Below are 23,565 nucleotides of genomic sequence, written 5' to 3' on the forward strand. Positions count from 1 at the left end.
CATGATCGAACGTTACTCTCGCCCCGAAATGGCGAACATTTGGACTGAAGAAAATAAATACCGTGCTTGGCTTGAGGTGGAAATCTTGGCTGACGAGGCATGGGCTGAGTTAGGGGAAATCCCTAAGGAAGATGTGGCTTTGATTCGTGAGAAAGCGGACTTTGACATCGACCGTATTTTGGAAATCGAGCAGGAGACTCGTCACGATGTGGTGGCCTTCACACGTGCGGTTTCTGAGACTCTTGGTGAAGAGCGCAAGTGGGTCCACTATGGTTTGACTTCTACTGACGTGGTGGATACTGCCTACGGTTACCTTTACAAGCAGGCCAACGACATCATCCGTCGTGACCTAGAAAACTTCACCAACATCATCGCTGACAAGGCTAAGGAGCACAAGTTCACCATTATGATGGGTCGTACCCACGGTGTGCACGCTGAGCCGACAACTTTTGGTCTTAAATTGGCAACTTGGTATAGCGAAATGAAACGCAACATCGAGCGTTTCGAGCATGCGGCTGCTGGTGTGGAAGCTGGTAAAATCTCTGGTGCGGTTGGTAACTTTGCCAACATTCCACCATTTGTTGAAAAATACGTCTGCGACAAGCTTGGTATCCGTGCTCAAGAAATCTCTACACAGGTGCTTCCTCGTGACCTTCACGCTGAGTACTTTGCAGTTCTTGCTAGCATCGCAACTTCTATCGAGCGTATGGCAACGGAAATCCGTGGTCTTCAAAAATCTGAGCAACGCGAAGTAGAAGAGTTCTTTGCTAAAGGGCAAAAAGGGTCTTCAGCTATGCCTCACAAACGCAACCCTATCGGTTCTGAAAACATGACAGGTCTTGCGCGTGTCATTCGTGGTCACATGGTAACAGCTTATGAAAACGTAGCCCTTTGGCATGAACGTGATATCTCTCACTCATCAGCTGAGCGTATCATCACGCCAGATACGACCATCTTGATTGACTACATGCTCAACCGTTTTGGAAATATCGTCAAGAACTTGACAGTCTTCCCAGAAAACATGATTCGCAACATGAACTCGACTTTTGGTCTTATCTTTAGCCAACGTGCCATGTTGACCTTGATTGAGAAAGGTATGACCCGTGAGCAAGCCTATGACTTGGTACAACCAAAAACAGCCTACTCTTGGGATAACCAAGTTGACTTCAAACCACTTCTAGAAGCAGATCCAGAGGTAACTTCTCGCCTCACTCAAGAAGAAATCGACGAAATCTTCAACCCTGTATACTACACCAAACGAGTGGATGATATCTTTGACCGCCTCGGACTCGGTGACTAATATGCTGTGATAGGTTCACAAGTAAAACAGTACTTATATTCAACACAAAAAAGCGAGACTTAAGTCCCGCTTTTTATCTTATATCAAAAGATTCATCTTTAATCTTTTTTCTTGCTAAGTCCATAAGCTGTGAGAGCTGACATAAGACCAGTAGCAATCAACCATTCTGAACCTTGGCTTCCTGTCTCAGGAAGTTTATTTTCTTTTGCAACAGGAGCTGGACCCTGAGGAAGTGCTTTGTTTTCCTCAGCAGGAACAGTTGCTGGAGCTGGCTCGCTTGGGATTTCTAGTGTTGGTTTTTCTTCGGCGATAGCAGCTTGTCCATGTTCATCACCAACATGAGTGACAGGGTTCCCCACTTCAATCACTTGAGCAACAGGTTCTTGCGCTACGACACTTGTAACCAATGTTCTAACTTCAGTTCCGTCTGCAGCCGTAGTTACAGAATAGAAATGACTACGACGACCGTTTACACCTTCAGTCACGATACGAGATTGTCCTTTAGGTAATTGATTAGTTTCATGAGTGATGGTTGTAAATGGAATTTCTTCATTTTGGATGTCAACTCTTGGTTTGTTTTCAGCAATAGCAGCTTGCCCATGTTCATCACCAACATGAGTGACAGGGTTCCCCACTTCAATCACTTGAGCGACAGGTTCTTGCGCTACGACAGTTGTAACCAATGTTTTAACTTCAGTTCCGTCAGCAGCAGTAGTCACAGAGTAGAAATGGCTACGACGGCCGTTTACACCTTCAGTCACGATACGAGATTGTCCTTTAGGTAATTGATTAGTTTCACGAGTGATGGTTGTAAATGGAATTTCTTCATTTTGGATGTCAACTCTTGGTTTGTTTTCAGCAATAGTAGCTTGTCCTTTTTCATCACCAAGGTGAGTGACAGGGTTCCCCACCTCTACCACTTGGGTGATAGGTTCTAGGTTTACTTCACTGCTTATTAGAGTTTTAACTTCAGTTCCATCAGTAGCCGTAGTTACAGAATAGAAGTAGCTGCGACGACCGTTCACACCTGCAGTTACTAGACGAGTTTGTCCCTTAGGTAGCGAAGGAGTCTCGCGAGTGATGGTTGTAAATGGAATTTCTTCGTCCTCGATGACAACACGTGGTTTTGCATCTGCAACAGGAGCAACTCCTTCTTCGTCTCCTACGTGAGTGACTGGAGTTCCAACTTCTACCACTTGAGTGATAGGTTCTTTTGTGACTTTGTCTTCAAGAACTGTTTCGGTTTCCATACCATTTTCAGTCACGACAGAAAGGTAATTTGTACGTTCTCCTTTGACACCGACAGTGATGACTTTTTCTTGTCCTGCTGGGAGGTTAGGATTGTCTTTCTTAACGATTTCAAAAGGAATTTCTTCTGTCTTAACGAGAAGCTCTGGTCGGTTTTCAACAGCAGCAGGAGTTTCGCTTTCATCAAGACTTCCTGAGTGAGTTGCGGCTGGTTTAAGACCTAGTCTAGCTACTTTAAGATTAGCTACAAGTGCATCCAACTCAGCTTGTTTATTACGGTTAAGATTGTAGTTAAGAGCTTCTTTAGCAGCTTTGAGAGCATCGAGACTTTCTGTGCTATATCCTTCTAAGTTTTCAGGGATTTGAGCAAGTTCTTCGCGTAGTGCTTTGTAGTCAGCACGGAAGTAGTCTTTGTTGTGGTCTGCAAAGGCAGTCATGAGTTCAAAGATTTCTTCTTCCTTGTATTCAGCGCTTGGTCTATCAGCCCAGATAGCTAGCATACTACCAATAGTAGGTAGGTCAACTTCAGGGTATTTAGTTGAAGCTAGCTGGTTAAATGGAGTTTTTTCAGTATTTTCAATAGCTTTTTTGAGGAAGCCACCACCATCTTCTGGTTTTTGACCGAGAATGTAGTACCAATCTCCATTCGTGTTAAGGAATTTGTACCCCTTACTTGCTAGGTATTGAGGAGATGCAAGGTTGTAACCCCACCATCCTTTAGACCAGTAAGAGATGATAACGTCTTTATCAAACTCAACATCATCCTTGTCTTCGTAGTAGAAGCCGTCGTTAAAGGCCATTGGTTGAAGACCTTTTTCTTTAGCCATGGCAGCTAGGCTATTAGCATAATCCGCAAACTTACCATAGAGGCCATACCACTTGAGGTAGTACCAACCTTGAGCGTTGGTAGCATCATTGGCATACTCATCTGTACCATAGTTGAAGATCTTAGTTTTACCTGCAAAGAAATCCATGTACTTGCCGATAAGAGCTTTTGTAAAGTTCATTGCTTCTTCGTTTTCAAGGTCCATAGTTGTTTTTGAAACCTTGTCAAAATTAGCTTGAGGGTTTGCGATGCCTAATTTTTCCATAGCGACAAGCATAGCATCCATGTGTCCAGGACTGTTGGTGGCAGGGATAATTCCAATGCCTCTATCTTTAGCATACTGGATAAGTTCAGTAATTTCAGCTTGGTTCAAAGTAGTTCCATTAGGATCGTCGTAGTAAGATTTTGTTCCTTCAATGATGGCATTTTTCACATCGTCACTAGCATAGGTCTTGCCATTTGCAGTGATAGTCATGTCATCCAGTAGGAAGCGAAGTCCATCATTTCCAAGGAGGAGATGGATGTCAGAGTAACCAAGTTCGCTAGCCTTGTCAACGATACGTTTCAGCTGGTCTAGTGTGAAGTATTTACGTCCAGCATCGATAGAGATAACCTTGTTCTTAGCTAGTTTTTCAACTTCGCGTTTAGCGTCCTCTTCTTTTTGAGCTTCTGGAGTGAAGGTCAAGTTGCTAACAGCTTCCTGGAGTTTTGCGATCGCTTGATCAATAGTATCTTGTTGAGCACGGCTGAGGTTGCCATCAAGAGAACGGATGGCTTTTTCAGCTTCTTTAACGGCTGCAATACTTTCTGCTGTGTAGCGAGTAAGGTCTGTTGGAACTTCTTTCAGAGCTTGTTCAGCAGACTCGTAGTCAGCAGCGAAATATTCAGCATTTGAATTTGCGAATTGGCGCATGAGCTTGAATAGACGAGATGGAGAGTAGCGGGCAGATGGAGTATCAGCCCAAGCAGCTACCATACCACCGATGATAGGAATATCAGCTCCTTCAGTTTTTGGAACTGAAGTAATTGGTGTGCTCTTAATACCATTCAAACCTTGATCAAGGTTGTACCAACCTTGTCCATCAGCATTACGGCCGAGAACGTAGTACCAAGCATCGTTAGTGTTGAGGATTTCGTGCCCTTTTTCAACTAGTAGTTTAGAAGAAGCGACATCGTAACCACCCCAGCCACCAGTCCACATAGACACGATGATATCTTTATCAAAGGTACCAAAACTTGTATCACTATTATAGTAGATACCGTCGTTGAAGGCCATTGGTTTAAGACCGTGAGATTTAACGATACGAGCTAGGTCATTAGCATAGGCGATGAATTTGTCATAGCCCTTGTCTGGGAATCCATCTTCTGGATACCATTTATAGGCTTGAAGAACGCTCCATCCTTTGGCATCAGTAGCATCATTAGCGTACTCATCCAAACCGATGTTGAAGATTTCAGACTTACCAGCAAAGTAGCCTGCATACTTATCAATTAAAGCTTTTGTGAAGGCAACAGCTTTTTCATTGTCAAGGTCAACAGTACGCGCTGATTCTTTACCAAAATAGTTAAAGTTAGGCTTTTCAATACCCAATTCTTTCATGGCATTGAGGATAGCATCCATGTGACCAGGACTGTTAACTGTTGGGATAAGGCCGATACCTTTATCTTTAGCATAGTTAATCAAGTCGGTCATTTGGCTTTCAGTTAGGTGATTACCATTTGGATCGTTGTAGTAGGCATTAGTTCCGTTTTCGACAGCACGTTTGACATCGTCACTGGCATAAGTCTTGTCACCAACAGTTAGAGACATATCGTCAAGCATAAAGCGCAAGCCATCATTTCCCACTAAAAGATGAAGATCAGTATAGCCATAGTGTTTGGCTTTGTCGATGATTTCTTTCAGTTGTTCAGGAGAGAAGTATTTACGCCCTGCATCGATTGAAACGATTTTCTTTTTAGCTAGTTTTTCATTGACTTGAGCTGCTTTCTCTGTAGCGACTACAGGAGTTTCAACTTTAGCAACTTCTTTGTTTTCTGCCTTTTCTGGTTCTGGCTGCTTAGCTTCTTCAGTTACTTCTGGTTTTGCTGGAGTTTCTTCGGTTGTAACAGTTTTTTCTACAATAGGTGCAGGAGTAGCTTCAACTTTTGGTGCTTCAGTGTTTGTTACAGGTGTCACTGGAGCTGCAGGAACTACGGCTTCTGGTGTAGGACTAGTTTCAAGTTTTTCTTCGCTGGCCTGTGGAGACGATTCTCCTGCGGCTTGGATAGTAGGTTGATTCTCTGTTGTAGTAGGTACGACTCCATCAGCGGCAACAGCTTGCGCATGAAAGGCAAAGCCGATCAAGACAGAGGCTGCTCCGATTGCGTATTTACGAATAGAGAAACGCTGTTTATTTTCTGGTTTCATTAAATAACCTCCTAATTTATTGTTTTGGTAGCGTTTTCACAAACTGATTCCATTGTATTATCTGAATCTAGTAAAGTCAAGTATTTTAATAAAATACCTATAAAAAATATAAGAAGTTATTTAATTTGAACTGCTTTTCAATCTTTACTCTGTTTTTAGTAAAATTTCTCCAAATTATAGTTTAAAGCCATTTGATATTTCCTACTAAAAGCTAGCGTGCTATAATGAAAAATAGAAAAGCCTGAAACGATTGTCTCAGACTTTTTAATGTTTAGTGATCGCGATCACATGAGATAAATTTAATCTTATAGAAATCAGAACGTTTGTATGTTTCAATGTATTCCAACACTTGGCCAGTTGACTCAAGTTTAGTTGTCTTGGTTTGGAGAACAGTTGGGAACTGAGAGTCGATTCCTAGGATAGAAGCAGCATGTTCTGGAGTTGGAAATACAATTTCATTGATTTCTTCAAAATGCTCGTCATTCATGTGAATGTGGTAGTCCAATTTGAAACGATTATAGATAGAACTATAGTATTCAAGATTTGGATAGTTTGCATTGATGTATTGTTCAGGGATATAAGATGTGTGGTAGATATAAGTAACACCGTTAGATTCACGGATACGTTCGATTTTGTAATAAAATTGATCGCCACGCAATCCTAATTTTTCTAAGTAGTTAAGATCGTTACCGCGTTCAATAGAAAGAACAGTGACTTTATCGTCCTTTGTTTCAAAAATTTCTACATCAGAAAATTCTACGAGTTTGTGTTTGCGAGCGCGAGCCACAAAGGTTCCCTTTCCTTGTTGGCGGACAATATAACCGTCTTTAGCAAGGTCGTTTAAGGCGCGAACAACAGTGATCGAACTTACGTCATACATTGCAATCAATTCTGCTTCAGTGTAGAACTTGTCGCCACTTGCAAATTGACCTGAAATGATTTTGTTTTTTAATTCATCTTTGATATATTGATACTTTGGAATTGCCATATTTTCACCTCATTTTTTCCTTCTCCATCTTCGATTTTATCATAAATGGTTTGGAAATGATAGTAAATAATGTAAAAAAAATAAAATAATAGGCTAAGTGATTGACTTACATATTATTTGAGGTTATAAACTTATATATTTATGCTATCTGGATCGAGAATATTTAAGAAAAAAATTTTTTACAAGAATTTTAGAAAACAATTCAGTAAAAAAAAGAAAAATTTTAAATAATTTTCGAAAAATCTATTGACAAGATGGATTCATTAGTTTATCATTTAATATAACAACAAATGAAAGCGCAAACGGAAAAGTATGAGGTGGTAAAATGACAAGGTTTAAAATTGAGGATGATTTTTACCTAGATGGGAAGCCATTCAAAATTTTATCTGGTGCCATTCATTATTTTAGAATTCCTGAAGAAGACTGGTATCATTCATTGTACAATCTCAAGGCTTTAGGTTTTAACACTGTTGAAACCTACGTCGCTTGGAATTTACATGAACCAACTGAAGGAAACTTCAATTTTGAAGGCAATCTTGATATTGAAAAATTTCTTCAGACAGCTCAGGACTTAGGCTTGTATGCTATTGTTCGACCATCTCCCTTTATCTGCGCAGAGTGGGAATTCGGTGGTTTACCAGCATGGCTTTTAAATAAAGACATGCGAATCCGTTCTTCTGATCCAGCCTTTGTTGAAATGGTAGGACGTTACTACGATCATTTACTTCCACGTCTTGTTTCAAGATTGTTGGATAATGGTGGTAACATCCTCATGATGCAGGTTGAAAATGAGTACGGTTCATACGGTGAGGACAAAACCTACTTGCGTGAGATTCGCCGATTGATGGAAGAACGTTCAGTGACTTGTCCGCTCTTTACATCTGATGGTCCATGGCGAGCAACTCTGAAAGCTGGTACCTTGATTGAAGATGATCTCTTTGTGACAGGGAACTTTGGTTCAAAAGCTAACTTTAACTTCTCGCAAATGCAAGAGTTCTTTGATGAGTATGGCAAGAAATGGCCACTCATGTGTATGGAATTCTGGGATGGATGGTTTAACCGATGGAAAGAACCAGTCATTACGCGTGAGCCAGAGGAGTTAGCAGAAGCCGTACATGAGGTACTAGAGCAAGGCTCTATCAACCTTTACATGTTCCACGGTGGAACCAACTTTGGATTTATGAATGGTTGTTCAGCTCGAGGAACTATTGATTTACCACAAGTAACATCTTATGATTATGACGCTCTCCTTAATGAAGCTGGGAATCCAACTGCAAAATACATGGCAGTTAAGGAAATGATGGCGACTTACTATCCTGAGTATCCACAATTAGAACCGCTTTACAAAGAGAGCATGGAAGTTGAAAACATTCCACTGGTTGAGAAAGTTTCTCTGTTCGAAACCTTGGATAGCCTAACAAGTCCAATCGAGAGTCTCTATCCTAAGAAAATGGAAGAGTTGGGACAAAGCTACGGCTACCTACTCTATCGTACAGAAGCTAGTTGGGATGCAGAAGAAGAACGTATCCGTATCATTGACGGTCGAGACAGAGCTCAGCTATTTGTAGATGGTAAATGGGTTGCAACTCAGTACCAGACAGAAATTGGTGAGGACATCTTCTATCAAGGAGAAAAGAAAGCGCTCTCTCGTTTTGATGTCCTGATAGAAAATATGGGGCGTGTCAATTACGGGCATAAATTCCTAGCAGATACACAACGAAAAGGGATTCGTACAGGTGTCTGCAAAGACCTACACTTTATGCTGAACTGGGAACACTATCCGCTTCCACTAGATAATCCTGAAAAGATTGATTTCTCAAAAGGATGGGCAGAAGGTCAGCCTGCCTTTTACGCCTATGATTTTGAAGTTGAGGTGCCAAAGGATACCTACTTAGACTTATCTGAGTTTGGTAAAGGGATTGCCTATGTCAATGGACATCATCTAGGTCGTTTCTGGAATGTTGGTCCAACCTTATCGCTTTATATTCCGCACAGCTATCTCAAAGAAGGTTCTAACCGCATCATTATCTTTGAAACTGAAGGGGAGTATAAAGATCACATACATTTAACTCGTAAACCTACACTAAAACATATAAAGGGGGAAAATTTATGACAATTGTAGGATGCCGTATCGATGGACGTTTGATCCACGGACAAGTAGCAAACCTTTGGTCTGCTAAACTTAATGTTTCACGTATCATGGTCGTTGACAATGAAGTTGTTAATAACGACGTTGAAAAGAGCGGATTGAAACTTGCAACACCACCAGGTGTAAAACTTAGCATTTTGCCAGTTGAAAAAGCTGCAGCCAATATCCTTGCTGGAAAATATGATAGCCAACGTCTTTTGATTGTAGCACGCAAACCTGACCGTTTCCTCGGTTTGGTAGAAGCAGGCGTACCGCTTGAAACAGTCAATGTCGGCAACATGTCTCAAACACCAGAAACTCGTTCTATCACACGTTCAATCAACGTTGTAGATAAAGACGTAGAAGATTTTCACAAATTGGCGGAAAAAGGTGTTAAACTTACTGCTCAAATGGTTCCAAATGATCCAGTTTCAGACTTTTTGAGCTTATTAAAATAGGAAAAAATTTTTAGGAGGTCATTGTTATGATACAATGGTGGCAAATTTTACTTCTCACTTTGTACTCAGCTTATCAAATCTGTGATGAGTTGACGATCGTTTCTTCTGCAGGTTCCCCTGTATTCGCTGGTTTCATTACTGGTTTAATCATGGGAGATTTGACAACTGGTTTGTTTATCGGTGGTAGCTTGCAGTTGTTCGTACTTGGGGTAGGTACCTTTGGTGGTGCTTCTCGTATCGACGCAACTTCTGGTGCGGTTCTTGCGACTGCTTTCTCAGTCTCACAAGGTATCGAAACTGACCTTGCGATCACTACAATCGCTGTACCAGTAGCGGCACTTTTGACTTACTTCGACGTACTTGGTCGTATGACTACTACATTCTTCGCACACCGTATTGATGCTGCGATCGAACGCTTTGACTATAAAGCTATCGAACGTAACTACCTTCTTGGTGCGCTTCCATGGGCTGCTTCTCGTGCCCTTCCAGTATTCTTCGCGCTTGCTTTCGGTGGAGAATTCGTACAAGGTGTTGTAAACCTTGTTAAAGAATACCAATGGGTTGCAGACGGTTTGACTCTTGCAGGTCGTATGCTTCCAGGTCTTGGATTCGCTATCTTGCTTCGTTACCTTCCAGTTAAACGTAACCTTCACTACCTTGCTATGGGATTCGGTTTGACAGCTATGTTGACTGTACTTTACTCATACGTAACAGGTCTTGGTGGAGCAGTTGCTGGTATCATTGGCACTCTTCCTGCTGACGTTGCTGAAAAAATTGGCTTTGCAAACAACTTCAAAGGATTGTCTATGATCGGTATCTCTATCGTGGGTATCTTCCTTGCAGTTGTTCACTTCAAGAACAGCCAAAAAGTTGCTGTAGCAGCACCTTCTACACCATCAGAAAGTGGGGAAATTGAAGATGACGAATTCTAATTACAAATTAACAAAAGAAGATTTTAATCAAATTAACAAACGTAGCTTGTTCACTTTCCAATTGGGATGGAACTACGAGCGTATGCAAGCATCAGGTTACCTTTACATGATCTTGCCACAATTGCGTAAAATGTATGGAGATGGAACTCCTGAGTTGAAAGAAATGATGAAAGTTCATACTCAATTCTTCAACACTTCACCATTCTTCCACACAATCATCGCTGGTTTTGACCTTGCTATGGAAGAAAAAGATGGCGTTGGCTCAAAAGATGCGGTTAACGGTATCAAGACAGGTTTGATGGGACCATTCGCTCCTCTTGGAGATACAATCTTTGGTTCACTTGTACCTGCTATCATGGGATCTATCGCTGCAACAATGGCTATCGCTGGTCAACCTTGGGGTATCTTCCTTTGGATCGCAGTTGCAGTAGCGTATGACATCTTCCGTTGGAAACAATTGGAATTTGCATACAAAGAAGGGGTTAACCTTATCAACAACATGCAAAGCACTTTGACAGCTTTGATTGAAGCTGCATCTGTACTTGGTGTGTTCATGATGGGTGCTCTTGTAGCAACAATGATCAACTTTGAAATTTCATACAAATTGCCAATCGGTGAGAAAATGATTGACTTCCAAGATATCTTGAACTCAATCTTCCCACGCTTGCTTCCAGCAATCTTCACAGCATTCATCTTCTGGTTGCTTGGTAAGAAAGGTATGAACTCAACTAAAGCAATCGGTATCATCATTGCTCTTGCAGTTGGACTTTCATTCATCGGTAAATTTGTACTTGGAATGGGCGCATAATTTATGAGTAAATCATTGATTTTAGTGAGCCATGGACGTTTTTGTGAAGAACTAAAAGGTAGCACAGAAATGATTATGGGTCCACAGGATAACATTCATGCGGTAGCTCTTCTTCCAGAAGATGGACCAGAAGATTTCACTGCGAAATTTGAAGCTGCTGTCGAAGGTTTGGATGATTTCCTAGTCTTTGCTGACCTCCTTGGTGGAACACCATGTAACGTGGTGAGCCGCTTGATTATGGAAGGTCGTGACATCGAACTTTATGCAGGAATGAATCTTCCAATGGTGATTGAATTTATCAATGCAAGCCTAACTGGCGCTGATGCAGATTATAAAAATCGTGCTTCAGAGAGCATTGTCAAAGTTAATGATCTATTGGCTGGCTTCGATGACGATGAAGACGAATAAGGTGTAATAACAGAAATACTGTTAGAACATATTTCATAGAATATAAATGGGAATGGGGCTTACTCCCATTCCCATATTTTAAATAAAAAACAATATAATAATAGATTAGAGGGACTCAATGCTAGATTATACAAAAGAAGAATTGCTTGAGTTGGGGGCAGAAATCACAACTCGCGAAATTTACCAACAACCAGACGTTTGGAAAGAAGCTTTTGAAGCTTATCAAGCACGACGAGATGAAATTGCAGCCTTTTTACAAGGAATTGCTGACAAACATGACTACATCAAGGTTATCCTGACTGGTGCTGGAACTTCTGCTTATGTAGGTGATACTCTCGTTCCTTACTTCAAGGAAGTTTATGATGAACGTAAATGGAATTTTAATGCTATTGCGACAACTGATATCGTAGCAAACCCACAAACTTATTTGAAAAAAGATGTGGCGACTGTTTTGGTATCATTCGCGCGTAGCGGGAACTCACCTGAGAGTGTGGCAACAGTTGACTTGGCCAAGGCTTTGGTTGATGAACTTTATCAAGTAACTATCACATGTGCGGCTGAAGGGAAATTGGCTCTCCAAGCGCATGGTGATGACCGCAACCTCTTGTTGCTACAACCAGCTGCGTCTAATGATGCTGGCTTTGCTATGACTTCAAGCTTCACTTCAATGATGTTGACAGCACTTTTGGTATTTGATCCAACAGACTTTGCTGTTAAAGCTGAACGTTTTGAAGTGCTATCTAGTTTAGCTCGCAAAGTTCTTGACAATGTGGCAGATGTCAAAGAGTTGGTTGACCTAGACTTTAACCGAGTGATTTATCTAGGTGCAGGTCCATTCTTTGGTCTGTCTCATGAAGCTCAGCTTAAAATTTTGGAATTGACTGCTGGTCAAGTAGCGACTATGTATGAAAGCCCAGTTGGCTTCCGTCATGGTCCAAAATCTTTGATCAATGAAAATACAGTTGTTTTGGTATTTGGTTCAACCACAGACTACACTCGCAAGTATGATTTGGACTTGGTACGTGAAGTTGCAGGGGATCAAATCGCTCGTCGCGTAGTGCTTTTGAGTGATCAAGCCTTTGGACTTGAAAATGTGAAGGAAGTAGCACTTGGATGCGGTGGGGTTCTGAATGATGTTTACCGTGTCTTCCCTTACATCGTTTATGGTCAACTGTTCTCGCTCTTAACTTCGCTTAAAGTTGGTAATAGACCAGATACGCCATCACCTACTGGTACTGTAAACCGTGTCGTTCAAGGTGTTATTATTCACGAGTTTGAAAAATAAGGAGTTATTTATGAGTAAATTAACATTAAGCCCAAATAAACTTGCTTGCATGCAAAAACTCTCAGACGAGAATGGTATCATCTCAGCTCTTGCTTTTGACCAACGTGGTGCTTTGAAACGCCTCATGGCTCAATACCAAACAGAAGAGCCAACAGTAGCTCAAATGGAAGAACTTAAAGTGTTAGTTGCGGATGAATTGACAAAATACGCTTCATCAATGCTTCTTGACCCTGAGTATGGACTTCCAGCTACAAAAGCTCTTGATCCAAAAGCTGGTCTTCTCCTTGCTTATGAAAAAACTGGATACGACACAACAAGCACAAAACGTTTGCCAGACTGCTTGGATGTTTGGTCTGCAAAACGCATCAAGGAACAAGGTGCAGATGCTGTTAAGTTCTTGCTTTACTATGACGTAGATAGCTCTGACGAACTTAACCAACAAAAACAAGCCTACATTGAACGTATTGGTTCTGAGTGTGTAGCTGAAGACATTCCATTCTTCCTTGAAATTTTGGCTTACGATGAAAAGATTGCTGACGCAGGTTCTGCAGAATACGCTAAAGTAAAACCACACAAAGTTATCGGTGCTATGAAGGTCTTCTCAGACCCACGTTTCAACATTGATGTCTTGAAAGTGGAAGTTCCAGTTAACGTGAAATACGTTGAAGGATTTGGCGATGGTGAAATCGTTCATACACGTGAAGAATCAGCTGCTTTCTTCAAAGCTCAAGACGAAGCTACTAACCTTCCATACATCTACTTGAGTGCAGGTGTATCAGCTAAGCTCTTCCAAGAAACACTTGTCTTTGCCCACGAATCAGGCGCAAACTTCAACGGCGTTCTTTGTGGACGTGCAACATGGGCTGGCTCCGTTGAAGCTTACATTAAAGATGGTGAAGCAGCAGCTCGCGAATGGCTTCGTACAACTGGTTTTGAAAACATTGACGAATTGAACAAAGTTCTTCAAACAACAGCGACTTCATGGACCGAACGTGTAGAAGCATAGATCAGAAATAGAAGAAACGACTTTTGTTAATAAAATATCTATGGTTTCTTGAAAAAGGTGTTTGTAAATCATACAATAAAACCATAGAGAGTGAATGCGCTTTCTGTGGTTTGTTTGCTTAATTGAATTAGAAAAAGGAGAGAAGAATGAAAGCATACACAGAACGTGTATTTGGAAAAGTTGATGGCAAGGATGTCCTCGCTTACCGTTTTGAAACGGAGGCAGGATACCAACTGGAAATCATGACTTATGGAGCAACAATTTTACGCTATGTAACTCCAGATAAGGCTGGCAATTTTGCCAATGTTATCCTAGGTTTTGACGATTTTGAAAGCTATGTGGGCAATAGCCCTAAACATGGAGCGAGTGTAGGTCCAGTGGCAGGTCGTATCGCAGGTGCGACTTTCGAACTTAATGGTAAGACCTATGATCTTGAAGTCAACAATGCTAGCAACTGTAACCACAGTGGCTCAACTGGTTGGGATTCTAGCTTGTTTGAGCTAGTCGAAGTGAATGATAATGGCTTGACTCTTTACACAGAAAGAGCAGACGGGACAGGAGGGTTCCCTGGAAACCTTAAGATCTGGATTAGCTACAACTTGGAAGAAAGTGGTGCCTACGAAGTTAGTTACAAGGTGACGACAGACCAGGATACCTTAGTTAATCCAACCAACCATAGTTACTTTAACTTGTCTGGTGATTTCACGCAGACAGTTGACCGCCATGTCTTCCAATTGAATACAGAGGGGATTTATCCAATTGCTCCTGATGGTGTTCCAGCTAAAACCCCAGATGCTAACAGTGATGTGGTCAAACATATCTACAATGGTGCTTTGTTGAAGGATATCTTTGCAGAAGAAGATGAGCAAATCCAACTCGTATCTGGTTTGGACCATCCATTTGCGCTACCTGCAGGACATGACAATGCTGGTTTCCTTTATGATCAAAACTCAGGTCGTTTCTTACTCTTTAAGACAGAGGGTCCTTGCTTTGTGGTCTACACAGCAAACTTTGTGGATGAGGGTGTCATCATCGCTGGTCAGCCAATGATTCAGCACAATGGAATTGCTCTAGAAGCGCAAGCTTTACCAGATGCTATTCATAGCGATCTTAAAGATCAAGTCATTCTCAAAGCAGGCCAAACTTTCACCAGCAAAACACGTTACGAGCTTGTCGTGAAATAATGAAGTTTCTATGAGTAAACCTAGATTTTAACCGTTAGTTATTTGCTAGCTGTTAGAGTTTAGGTTATTCTTTTGATTTTCGGATGATGGCAGAGAAGACTTATAGAGATTTGAAAATCCAGATTATGCCCGATTGAGAATTTTATAAGATGGCTTTTTTGCTAAAAATAAGGTATAATTAAAATGGAATAAATCTAGGATTTTGACTAAAAAATACTAGATTTTTATAAAGATTTTTGGGAAAAAAACTCTCTATAGAAGATTCGTGTTCTTGGTCAAAGTTATAAGGGGAAGATTAGCAATGGTATCAGTATCTGGAAAATTCTGTATCTTTTCACATAAAAATAAGCAACATCAGCGCTTTTTTCAACTGTTACCCGATGGTCAAATCAAGGATATTGGTGGAACCGGTCAGAGGAGTTGACTACTGAGAGGCTGGATAAAATCATGAGTAAAGATATTTCAGCTTTCATCAGAGAATTTTTCCGCAAACTATAGAAAGCTAGTAGTGAATTGGGAATCCTACTGAAGAACCGTTTTTCATAACTTTGGAAAAGTATAAAGAGAAATATAAAAATGACAGAAAAATTAGTATAATTGTATCAGTTTACAACGTTGAAAACTACTTACGACAATGTCTAGATAGTATTCTCAATCAAACCTATCAAGATCTAGGGAAAAACTGTGCTGCCCTTAGATATTGTAGCCCATCAAGCAGAACTCTTTGATAAAGTAATCGCCCATGAAGAACCTCAAAAATGGTAGATGAAATTCGACAGATTTTATTAGTTAATAGAAAAAGAAAATAAACGTTAGATAAAAGGGATTGAAAAATGAAGAAAGCAATCGTACTTGGAGCAGATAATGGATATATGGATAAGGTGGAAACTACTATCAAGTCTGTTTGTGCTTATAACGATGATATAAAATTTTATGTTTTTAATGACGATCTACCTTCGGAATGGTTTCGTATTATGAATCAGCGATTGAAAGCTATTCATTCAGAAATTGTAAATGTAAAGATTTCTAATAATCATCTCCGAAAATATCATTTACCAACGGCGCATTTATCATACGCAGCTTATTTTCGCTTTTTTATTCCAGACATACTGAAGGAAGATAAGGTTTTATATCTTGATTCGGATATTATTGTCAATGGAGATTTAACACCCCTTTTTGCAATAGATCTAGGTGATAGCCCAGTCGCAGCAGTTAGAGATGAATTGCAGCAAACAAATTTCAATTCAGGCGTTTTATTGATAAATAATGCCCATTGGAGAGAGCATGCGATTTCAACAAAATTGTTTGAATTAGCAGATCAGTACCATGAAGTTGAGTTTGGTGATCAAGGAATTTTAAACCGATTTTTTGTAGGGCAATGGAAAGAGCTAGACGTCAATTACAATTTTATGGTTGGAATGGATACTATTGCGACACGTTTTCAAAAAGATGAATGGTATGTAAAAGCGAATCAATATGAATCAGAGGTTTCTGTTATTCATTATACAGACGAAAAACCATGGTCAGCTGTATATAATAATCGCTTGGGAGATAAGTGGTGGTTCTTCTATGCTTTAGATTGGTCAGATATTATCTTACGGAAAGAGATTATCAAACATGGTTTAGATGAGCTTACAGAAAAAGAAAAATATCATACTGCAATCTTTACAAATGCTTGCGAGATGGAGCACTTGGAGTTTTTGATAAAAGCACTACCTGAGGTTCATTTTCATATTTTGGCTCATACAACTTTTGCCTCCCAAGTGGTCGATTTACAACGATATTTAAATGTGTCCATTTATCCACAGTTCAATCCTTATAATTTTGAAAATGTTCTTAGCAAAATCGATTTTTATTTGGATATCAATCATTTTAACGAAATTATGAATATCACTCAGGAGATTCATAAATTAGGGAAACCGATCTTTGCTTTTGATAATACCAGTAAGGACCCAACAGGAGGAAGTCAGATTTTTTCTTCACAAACTCCTGAAGTGATGGTAGTGGCGATTAAAGCTTACCTCAATTCGTTAGATAAATGAGAAAGTTTTAGTAGATAATCTAATCATTCGCTAGTTCACTTCTTTTATGGAGTCTATGATTTGATGCTTGTGATTAGAGTTTAGTTTGGAGTTAAAGAATGCTTTACACTTTTAATCTTATGGTGGGTTTAGAACCAAATGGTGTAGATGTTGCTCAAGCATATCGCGGGAAGGTTTTTCGCGACTTGGACCTTCCTGCCAGTTTTGTTTTTACACAGGTCCCTCCTCGCTTTAAATGGGACTATTACCTTTCTTTGGGTCATCTTGAGGAAGAAATCCTATTAGCACATATGTTGTTGACAGATCAGCGTGATATGAGCTTGGGGATCCGTATAGATGATATGAAGCAGCTCTTACACCTGACTGCTGAATATAAGGAAAATAATTGTGAATTGATTTTTCAAGAACAAGATGGTGTGACTACCATTCTACATAAAAACAGTCTAAAACCGGATTATGTGGATTATGTAGATTATTATGTATTTGGTCGTTTACTTCGTAGAGAACATTATGGTAAGAAAAAGCTGTTCACAGAATTTTTTACAGCAGTGGATGCTGGATTTGGTCTAGAAGCTAGAGTTGTTCGCCGACTGTTTCATAATAGAGATGGTTCCATAGCCTTTGAAGAGATTAAGAAAGAACCAGGTGAGGATACTGAAGCAGTTTATCGGTGTGGATCGGAGTGGTTCTATAGTGAGTCTGAATTTTTAGAGCGAGCCTTATCAGAGTTGCAGTTTAGTAAAGAGGATCATGTATTTATTGATCGTCTAGAGAATCTTCCCTTCACATCATCTCTTTTACGTTTAAAAGGAGAAGCAAGATTATCCTGTGTTGTGCACTCTATTCATTATTGGGGAGATCAGATCAATTCTGAATACTATCACCTTTTTCAATATGCCGAGGAATTTGATGATATTTTAGTATCAACGCAATCACAGAAGGATGAATTGGAAAAACATTTAGCATTACTAGGGAAAACTGGTCAAGTTCGCGTTCTTCCAGTAGCTGCCCTAGAACAGTTGCAATTAGCTGATGAACGAAAACCTTATTCTGTGATGATTGCCGTGCGGTTTGAACGCCGAAAACGGTTAGACTTAGCAATCAAAGCCATCGTTGCTTTTCATGAAATTTTTCCAGACGTCAACTTAGATATCTATGGGCAAGGGATGCTATGGCAGGATATTGAAGCAGAGATTGCCAATCTAGAAGCACAAAATTATATCCATCTTAAGGGGCATCAGACAATTTCAAACCGTTTCAAAGAGTATGAACTTTATTTGGCTACCTCGGAATGGGAAACTTTTGGTATAACTTTGTTAGAAGCAATTGGTTCTGGACAAGCTCTTGTTGGTTTAGATGTACCTTATGGAAATCAGACCTTTATTCAAGAGGGTAAAAATGGTTATTTAGTTCCTTTTGATGCTCGTTCGGATGAGGAAATTGTGGTTGATTTAACAAAAGCTTTAGAGAAAGCCTTCAAACAGATCAAACAGCTGAGGGAAGGCTCTTACCGCTTGGCTGAAGAATATTTATCAGACTGCATAACAAAACAATGGTATGAATTTTTGACTAGAGAATGGGAATAAAAAAGCAATGATGTATTATTATCTGACGAGGGAATGGTCTTCAGATGACGATCGCCTAAAAAAAGATTTAGAACTCATGGGGATGGATCTGAAACCATTAACGATTAACAATATTTTTACTAGTTTTTTTTCTAATCATGAAAATTCAAGTCCCTTACACATGACTCAACTTCCCTTACCTCGATTTTGGGAGGTTCTTTCTACAGGTGATATCGTAGCGGAAGGAAATAAAAAAGGGAAGATTTTCTGTTATCCTCAGTGGCCACAAATGGTGGAGTTAGTCGAATGGTATGATAACAAAGGTGTTTGTTGTGCAAGAGATCATTACGATTTATCGGGAACTTGTTTTCATAGAGAAATTTGGAGTGGTGGGAAAAAAGAGATAGACATTTATGGTCAGGAAAGTCAAGAACAACTCTATCTTTTTTCATCTCATAATCGTGCACTTTATCGAGAAGCAAACGGTCGGGAACAGGGCTTTTCTTCAATTGATGAAGCAAGAAAACTGATTTTAGATAAACAATTGTCTACAGGTTATTGTATAGTGTTATCGGATATAAGCTTGCTTAGGGATATGCCTAACCTCTCATCTAATCAGATAATGTTTTACATAAGAGAAGAGTTATCTGTCGAAGATATTTCGTATCTAAAAGATCGTTGTGGGAAACTACTGACTCGAGATTTGAAATTAAAGACAGACAATATGAATCTTCCCCTGATTTATCTACCAACGTTTCTTGGGGCCTTTAGAGAGTTTCGTCCGCATATTTTAATTTTTACAGATACGCAAGAACTAGAGCAAATTGAAGTCCTTGTATCTGCCCTACCGAATTTTGAATTTCATATTGCTGCGCTAACAGTAATGGGAGGGCGTTTATTAGATTTGGATTGTCATGCAAATGTTCATCTCTACCCAGGCCTGTCTAGAGAGATATATGAGAAACTTTTACAAACGTGTAGCATTTATCTGGATATTTCTCATGCGCAGGAAATACTTGATGGTAGCCGTACAGCTCTTGAAAATGGCATGATCCTTTATGCTTTTAAGGACACGTGTCACCAACCAGAGTTTTATGTTACTGACCATGTGTTTCCAAGGGATGGTGTAGCAGAGATGATTGACGAATTATCTCAACTTGTAAATCCAGAAAAATATCAATCTGCTTATGATAAACAAAAGATGAATCCGTACTTAGTGACCAGGGAAGAGTTGAAGTTACTTTTTTAAATGATGGATAAATAAGGGAAGTATCGTGAAAGCTTTAGAATAGATCTTCCTAGATAAAGATAACAATAACTATATAGCGTTTAGCTTAGTATTTCACTTGCTGACAATTTGTGTTTCAATCATCAACTTAGTATGGAGAAATATAATCAAGAGTTTGTGGCTAAGAGAATATGATTGTATCAATCCAGCGATATTTGAAGCACTTAGACTAAAAATTGAAAAAATAAGTGTTATCGTTCCTGTTTATATGTCAGAGACCTATCTTGAAAATGTTTAGATAGCATTCTTCAACAAACTTATCAAAATCTTGAAGTTATTTTAATCAATGATGGCTCAACGGATGGTTCAGCAGCTATTTGTCAACGATATAAGAATCAAGATGCGCGTGTTAAAGTTTTCCATAAGCCAGATGGAGGAGTTGCTTCCAGTCGTAATCGTGCCTTGGAAGCTGTGACAGGTGATTACATTGTCTTTGTTGATAATGATGATTGGCTAGAGTTAGACCATATCCAAAGCCTTTATGATTTATTGGAAAAAACGGATGCAGATATTGCAATTGGTAATTTCACTCAGTTTATTGAAGATCAGGGGAGTTTTTTAATCCATGTAGGTGCAGACAACTATTTTGAACAAGTGTATAGCCCTTTTGATTGGTTCCATCATCAATATGACGGAAAATATAATCTTAGTCAATGTTTTACTGTTCCGTGGGCAAAACTCTATAAAGCGGAGCTTTTCAAGGATATTGTCTATCCAACGTATCAGAAGGTAGAAGACGATTATACGACCTATAAGGTTTATCTTCAAGCAGATAAGATTGCCTATATGAATAAAGCCATTTATATTCATAGAAAACGCTCCACAAGTGTGACTAGAACAGTTAATCTTGCAGATGTTTATCCTTTAAAGAGTATTGAAGAGCGTCTGACTATTTTGAATCTGATTGGGGCACCTCAGGAGTTGTTGGATAAGGAAATTCAGGCTTATAAATGGCGATTATCCATTCATGAAGAAGAATCATTGAAACGCGGAGATATGGAAGCTTATCAACAGATTTTGGTGAAAAAAGCTATTGAGACCAAGCGTCGGTGAGAGCGATAGGATTTATAGACTAGTTGATTAAAGAAAAATAATTAGTACAACTTATTGTAAAATAAAAAAATTCTCTGAAGTCATTCGATTTCAGAGAATTTTTTCTTATTCTTCATCTGGTGTGAGAATCATCGGAATGATGATTGGTTCACGTTCAGTATTTTCGTAAAGGAATGGTCGAATGGCGTTTACGATAGCGCCATTGACAGATTGGACGCTGGCATCCTTGTTTTTCAAAGCGATGCGAATTGCATTGAAAAGGATACGTTGGCTTTGGCGAATCAAGTCGCCAGACTCTCTCATGTAGACAAATCCACGGCTGAGAATATCTGGTCCAGATAGAATCATCTGAGACTTGAAGTCAACGGTTGCGACAGCTAGAACGACACCGTCTTCAGATAGATCGCGACGATCTTTAAGCACAGCTGCACCGATTTCACCGATACGATTTCCATCGACGTAGATATCTTGAGCATTAAAATGACCAGCGATACGAGCAGAATTTGCAGTAAGGGCAAGCACATCACCATTGCTCATGATAAAGATATTGTCCTTCTCAACTCCAGTATCTACGGCAAGTCCAGCGTGGACTTTTTGCATGCGGTATTCACCATGAACAGGCATGAAGTATTTTGGTTTGATGAGGCGGAGCATGAGTTTTTGCTCTTGTTGACCACCGTGTCCAGAAGTATGGATGTTGTTAATCTTACCATGGATAACTTCAACACCAGCTTCAGAAATGATGTTAATCAATTTGTTGACGCTAGTGGTGTTTCCTGGAATTGGGCTAGATGAGAAGATAACGGTATCACCAGGTTGGAGTTGCACTTGACGGTGAGTTCCGTTAGCGATACGAGAGAGGGCTGCCATAGGTTCGCCCTGACTACCTGTACAGAGGATAAGAATCTCACCTGCAGGGTAGTCTTTGATTTCATTTGGCTCGATGAAGGTTCCCTTAGGAGCCTTGATGTAACCAAGCTCAATCCCGTTGACAATAGCTTTCTCCATAGAGCGCCCGAAGACTGCGATCTTACGCCCAGTCTTAACAGCAGCTTCCGTTGCTTGCTGGAGACGGAAGATATTTGAGGCAAAGGATGCAAAGATGATACGTCCTTCGATACCTTGGATAATCTTCATGATTGACTGGCCGACAACCTTTTCAGAGTTTGTAAAGGTTGGAACCTCAGCATTGGTCGAGTCAGAGAGTAAGCAAAGCACTCCGTCTTCACCTAGGGCTGCCATACGGTGCAAGTCTGCAGGTTCACCAACTGGTGTAAAGTCAAACTTGAAGTCACCTGTACAGACGATTTTCCCTTGAGGGGTATGGATGACGATTCCCAATGGCTCTGGAATCGAGTGGGTTGTTCTAAAGAAAGTTGCTTTAAGGTTTTTAAAGGTCAACTCCGTGTTGTGGTTGATTTCGTGAAGTGTAGCATTGCGCAAAAGTCCATGCTCTTCGAGTTTTCCACGGATTAAGGCAAGGGCCAGTGGACCAGCATAGATAGGGATGTTTGCTTGCTTGAGCAAGAAAGGAATCCCTCCGATATGGTCCTCGTGTCCGTGTGTAATCAAGAGAGCCTTGACGCGGTCGATATTTTCTACAATGTAGGAGTAATCAGGGATAACGTAGTCGATACCGAGAAGGTCATCCTCTGGGAATTTAATCCCTGCATCAACGATGATGATTTCATCTTGATATTCGATACCATATGTGTTTTTTCCGATTTCTCCTAGACCACCAATGGCAAAAACGCCGACTTCTTCTGGTTTAAGAGTGTAGGCCATATTAGAACTCCGTAATTTCGAATGCGCCAGTTTCTTTTTCGTAGTCTAGCAATTTGTCAGACAAGAGTTCGATATACTCGATATTATATTCTGGACGATTTTCTTCGACAAGCTGGCGAGCAGCGATACGTCCTTCAAGTTCTGAATTAGCATCGATGTCTAAGTATAGTGAGCGTGTTGTTTCACGACGTGGGCTACGGTCTTTTGTTTCTTGATAAAAAACTTTGTAAATCATATGTTTCCTTTCTGCTTTCAGGTCAGCTATATTCAAAAATGCTCAGTTTGAAGCTGGTTTGATTCCAGTTCATTTTTTGTCTTTATTGACCTTGATTCGTTACAATTATCTCAATTATAACATAAAAAGGGGAATTAGTAAAAGCAGGAAACATGAAAGTAAGGAGCTTGAAATGGATTTCATTTTACCTTGTATAAGTATTTGAAGACATCAGATGCAAGTGCTATAATAAAGTTAGAAAAGAGGCTTTTCTTGATGAAGGAGGACTAGCTATGTTTGATTTTGTGTTTCACTTATTTGTATGAAAATTCTACATACTGCTACAACTGCTTGGGATCCTTTTCGTTAGATGATGATTTTGAAATATTTGCTTTTAGAATTGGAGAAAGGAGGCTCTCTATGTTTCAACTAGCTATCGCGATTCGTCTCTTGGTATTTGCTGTTTTTGTTGCCTGTGTTTACGGTGGCAATCTACTATTTGTTCGGTTGGAACATAGAAAAACAGCTATACACTGGAAAATTCTCTTTGTAACACTGTATTCCATTTTCCTCCTTCTTGTGACCTATGTGGTTTGGCTTGTATTTTACTTTGGTTTGAATACTTAAGTACTTGTCCTGT

Annotated in this window: 18 protein-coding genes and 1 pseudogene; 15 read left to right on the forward strand and 4 right to left on the reverse strand. The window is 39.9% G+C overall.

All coding sequences use genetic code 11. The annotated features are described in order from the left end of the window. Position 1: 1 nt before the first annotated feature. Positions 2-1,300, forward strand: coding sequence for an adenylosuccinate lyase (purB, locus tag QM469_RS05655; protein ID WP_311522434.1), 1,299 nt, complete (start codon positions 2-4; stop codon positions 1,298-1,300). Between the two features lie 98 nt (positions 1,301-1,398). On the opposite strand, the gene QM469_RS05660 is transcribed toward purB, so the two are convergent. Together QM469_RS05660 and QM469_RS05665 are read right to left on the reverse strand one after the other, a co-directional pair. After that, on the reverse strand, positions 1,399-5,781 hold the full coding sequence (locus QM469_RS05660) for a G5 domain-containing protein (RefSeq protein ID WP_414308238.1): 4,383 nt from the start codon (positions 5,779-5,781) through the stop codon (positions 1,399-1,401). Positions 5,782-6,052: 271 nt separating this feature from the next. Beyond that, the gene (locus tag QM469_RS05665) at positions 6,053-6,769 is read right to left on the reverse strand and encodes a GntR family transcriptional regulator (RefSeq protein ID WP_045762517.1); all 717 of its coding nucleotides are present in this window, start codon (positions 6,767-6,769) and stop codon (positions 6,053-6,055) included. Between the two features lie 325 nt (positions 6,770-7,094). Here QM469_RS05665 and QM469_RS05670 point away from each other — a divergent pair, with 325 nt between their 5' ends. From QM469_RS05670 to QM469_RS05730, 13 genes and pseudogenes are all read left to right on the forward strand, one after another. Then, the gene (locus QM469_RS05670) at positions 7,095-8,882 is read left to right on the forward strand and encodes a glycoside hydrolase family 35 protein (RefSeq protein ID WP_414276237.1); all 1,788 of its coding nucleotides are present in this window, start codon (positions 7,095-7,097) and stop codon (positions 8,880-8,882) included. Next, positions 8,879-9,355, forward strand: coding sequence for a PTS system mannose/fructose/N-acetylgalactosamine-transporter subunit IIB (locus QM469_RS05675; RefSeq protein WP_045762519.1), 477 nt, complete (start codon positions 8,879-8,881; stop codon positions 9,353-9,355). The genes QM469_RS05670 and QM469_RS05675 overlap by 4 nt, the downstream gene beginning before the upstream one ends. A 26-nt stretch (positions 9,356-9,381) precedes the next feature. Then, complete coding sequence (locus QM469_RS05680) at positions 9,382-10,287, forward strand: PTS mannose/fructose/sorbose/N-acetylgalactosamine transporter subunit IIC (protein WP_000616985.1); 906 nt, start codon at positions 9,382-9,384, stop codon at positions 10,285-10,287. After that, positions 10,274-11,095 carry a PTS system mannose/fructose/sorbose family transporter subunit IID gene (locus tag QM469_RS05685; protein ID WP_049509363.1) on the forward strand — a complete coding sequence of 274 codons (822 nt, stop codon included), beginning with the start codon at positions 10,274-10,276 and terminating at the stop codon, positions 11,093-11,095. Before QM469_RS05680 ends, QM469_RS05685 begins: the two co-directional genes overlap by 14 nt. A 3-nt stretch (positions 11,096-11,098) precedes the next feature. Continuing rightward, positions 11,099-11,503 (forward strand): PTS sugar transporter subunit IIA, encoded by a 405-nt coding sequence (locus tag QM469_RS05690; RefSeq protein WP_075229687.1) that lies wholly within the window; start codon positions 11,099-11,101, stop codon positions 11,501-11,503. A gap of 118 nt (positions 11,504-11,621) precedes the next feature. Next, on the forward strand, positions 11,622-12,788 hold the full coding sequence (locus tag QM469_RS05695; RefSeq protein ID WP_315640272.1) for an SIS domain-containing protein: 1,167 nt from the start codon (positions 11,622-11,624) through the stop codon (positions 12,786-12,788). Between the two features lie 10 nt (positions 12,789-12,798). Then, on the forward strand, positions 12,799-13,794 hold the full coding sequence (gene lacD / locus QM469_RS05700) for a tagatose-bisphosphate aldolase (protein WP_414276238.1): 996 nt from the start codon (positions 12,799-12,801) through the stop codon (positions 13,792-13,794). A 146-nt stretch (positions 13,795-13,940) separates the two neighbouring features. Then, complete coding sequence (locus QM469_RS05705; protein ID WP_414276239.1) at positions 13,941-14,978, forward strand: aldose epimerase family protein; 1,038 nt, start codon at positions 13,941-13,943, stop codon at positions 14,976-14,978. A gap of 548 nt (positions 14,979-15,526) precedes the next feature. Next, positions 15,527-15,706, forward strand: a complete 180-nt coding sequence (locus QM469_RS05710) for a glycosyltransferase (protein WP_371607937.1) — start codon at positions 15,527-15,529, stop codon at positions 15,704-15,706. A 105-nt stretch (positions 15,707-15,811) separates the two neighbouring features. Further along, positions 15,812-17,020: a glycosyltransferase family 8 protein gene (locus QM469_RS05715; protein ID WP_414276240.1), complete on the forward strand. Its 1,209-nt coding sequence runs from the start codon at positions 15,812-15,814 to the stop codon at positions 17,018-17,020. Between the two features lie 98 nt (positions 17,021-17,118). Then, entirely contained in the window at positions 17,119-18,606 is a 1,488-nt protein-coding gene (locus QM469_RS05720) for a glycosyltransferase (protein WP_414276241.1), read from the forward strand. A gap of 7 nt (positions 18,607-18,613) precedes the next feature. Further along, the gene (locus QM469_RS05725) at positions 18,614-19,834 is read left to right on the forward strand and encodes a hypothetical protein (protein ID WP_414276242.1); all 1,221 of its coding nucleotides are present in this window, start codon (positions 18,614-18,616) and stop codon (positions 19,832-19,834) included. Between the two features lie 214 nt (positions 19,835-20,048). After that, positions 20,049-20,926 (forward strand): annotated as a pseudogene (locus tag QM469_RS05730) (glycosyltransferase family 2 protein). Positions 20,927-21,031: 105 nt separating this feature from the next. Here the strand turns inward: QM469_RS05730 and rnjA are convergent. Both rnjA and QM469_RS05740 read right to left on the reverse strand, forming a co-directional pair. Further along, entirely contained in the window at positions 21,032-22,711 is a 1,680-nt protein-coding gene (gene rnjA, locus QM469_RS05735) for a ribonuclease J1 (RefSeq protein WP_045762525.1), read from the reverse strand. A gap of 1 nt (position 22,712) precedes the next feature. Further along, positions 22,713-22,946 (reverse strand): DNA-dependent RNA polymerase subunit epsilon, encoded by a 234-nt coding sequence (locus tag QM469_RS05740; protein WP_315640276.1) that lies wholly within the window; start codon positions 22,944-22,946, stop codon positions 22,713-22,715. Between the two features lie 399 nt (positions 22,947-23,345). Between QM469_RS05740 and QM469_RS05745 the strand changes: the two genes are divergently transcribed. Continuing rightward, positions 23,346-23,552, forward strand: a complete 207-nt coding sequence (locus QM469_RS05745; RefSeq protein WP_281335535.1) for a hypothetical protein — start codon at positions 23,346-23,348, stop codon at positions 23,550-23,552. The last annotated feature ends 13 nt before the right edge of the window (positions 23,553-23,565 follow it).

The sequence above is a fragment of the Streptococcus infantis genome, from assembly GCF_047464215.1.
Lineage (GTDB): Bacteria > Bacillota > Bacilli > Lactobacillales > Streptococcaceae > Streptococcus > Streptococcus infantis_P.

What these genes read in the sequence shown, in the direction of transcription:
- purB (WP_311522434.1), top strand. Translation starts at nt 2, where the DNA reads ATGATCGAACGTTACTCTCGCCCCGAAATGGCGAACATTTGGACTGAA.
- QM469_RS05660 (WP_414308238.1), bottom strand. Translation starts at nt 5,781, where the DNA reads ATGAAACCAGAAAATAAACAGCGTTTCTCTATTCGTAAATACGCAATC.
- QM469_RS05665 (WP_045762517.1), bottom strand. Translation starts at nt 6,769, where the DNA reads ATGGCAATTCCAAAGTATCAATATATCAAAGATGAATTAAAAAACAAA.
- QM469_RS05670 (WP_414276237.1), top strand. Translation starts at nt 7,095, where the DNA reads ATGACAAGGTTTAAAATTGAGGATGATTTTTACCTAGATGGGAAGCCA.
- QM469_RS05675 (WP_045762519.1), top strand. Translation starts at nt 8,879, where the DNA reads ATGACAATTGTAGGATGCCGTATCGATGGACGTTTGATCCACGGACAA.
- QM469_RS05680 (WP_000616985.1), top strand. Translation starts at nt 9,382, where the DNA reads ATGATACAATGGTGGCAAATTTTACTTCTCACTTTGTACTCAGCTTAT.
- QM469_RS05685 (WP_049509363.1), top strand. Translation starts at nt 10,274, where the DNA reads ATGACGAATTCTAATTACAAATTAACAAAAGAAGATTTTAATCAAATT.
- QM469_RS05690 (WP_075229687.1), top strand. Translation starts at nt 11,099, where the DNA reads ATGAGTAAATCATTGATTTTAGTGAGCCATGGACGTTTTTGTGAAGAA.
- QM469_RS05695 (WP_315640272.1), top strand. Translation starts at nt 11,622, where the DNA reads ATGCTAGATTATACAAAAGAAGAATTGCTTGAGTTGGGGGCAGAAATC.
- lacD (WP_414276238.1), top strand. Translation starts at nt 12,799, where the DNA reads ATGAGTAAATTAACATTAAGCCCAAATAAACTTGCTTGCATGCAAAAA.
- QM469_RS05705 (WP_414276239.1), top strand. Translation starts at nt 13,941, where the DNA reads ATGAAAGCATACACAGAACGTGTATTTGGAAAAGTTGATGGCAAGGAT.
- QM469_RS05715 (WP_414276240.1), top strand. Translation starts at nt 15,812, where the DNA reads ATGAAGAAAGCAATCGTACTTGGAGCAGATAATGGATATATGGATAAG.
- QM469_RS05720 (WP_414276241.1), top strand. Translation starts at nt 17,119, where the DNA reads ATGCTTTACACTTTTAATCTTATGGTGGGTTTAGAACCAAATGGTGTA.
- QM469_RS05725 (WP_414276242.1), top strand. Translation starts at nt 18,614, where the DNA reads ATGATGTATTATTATCTGACGAGGGAATGGTCTTCAGATGACGATCGC.
- rnjA (WP_045762525.1), bottom strand. Translation starts at nt 22,711, where the DNA reads ATGGCCTACACTCTTAAACCAGAAGAAGTCGGCGTTTTTGCCATTGGT.
- QM469_RS05740 (WP_315640276.1), bottom strand. Translation starts at nt 22,946, where the DNA reads ATGATTTACAAAGTTTTTTATCAAGAAACAAAAGACCGTAGCCCACGT.
- QM469_RS05745 (WP_281335535.1), top strand. Translation starts at nt 23,346, where the DNA reads ATGTTTCAACTAGCTATCGCGATTCGTCTCTTGGTATTTGCTGTTTTT.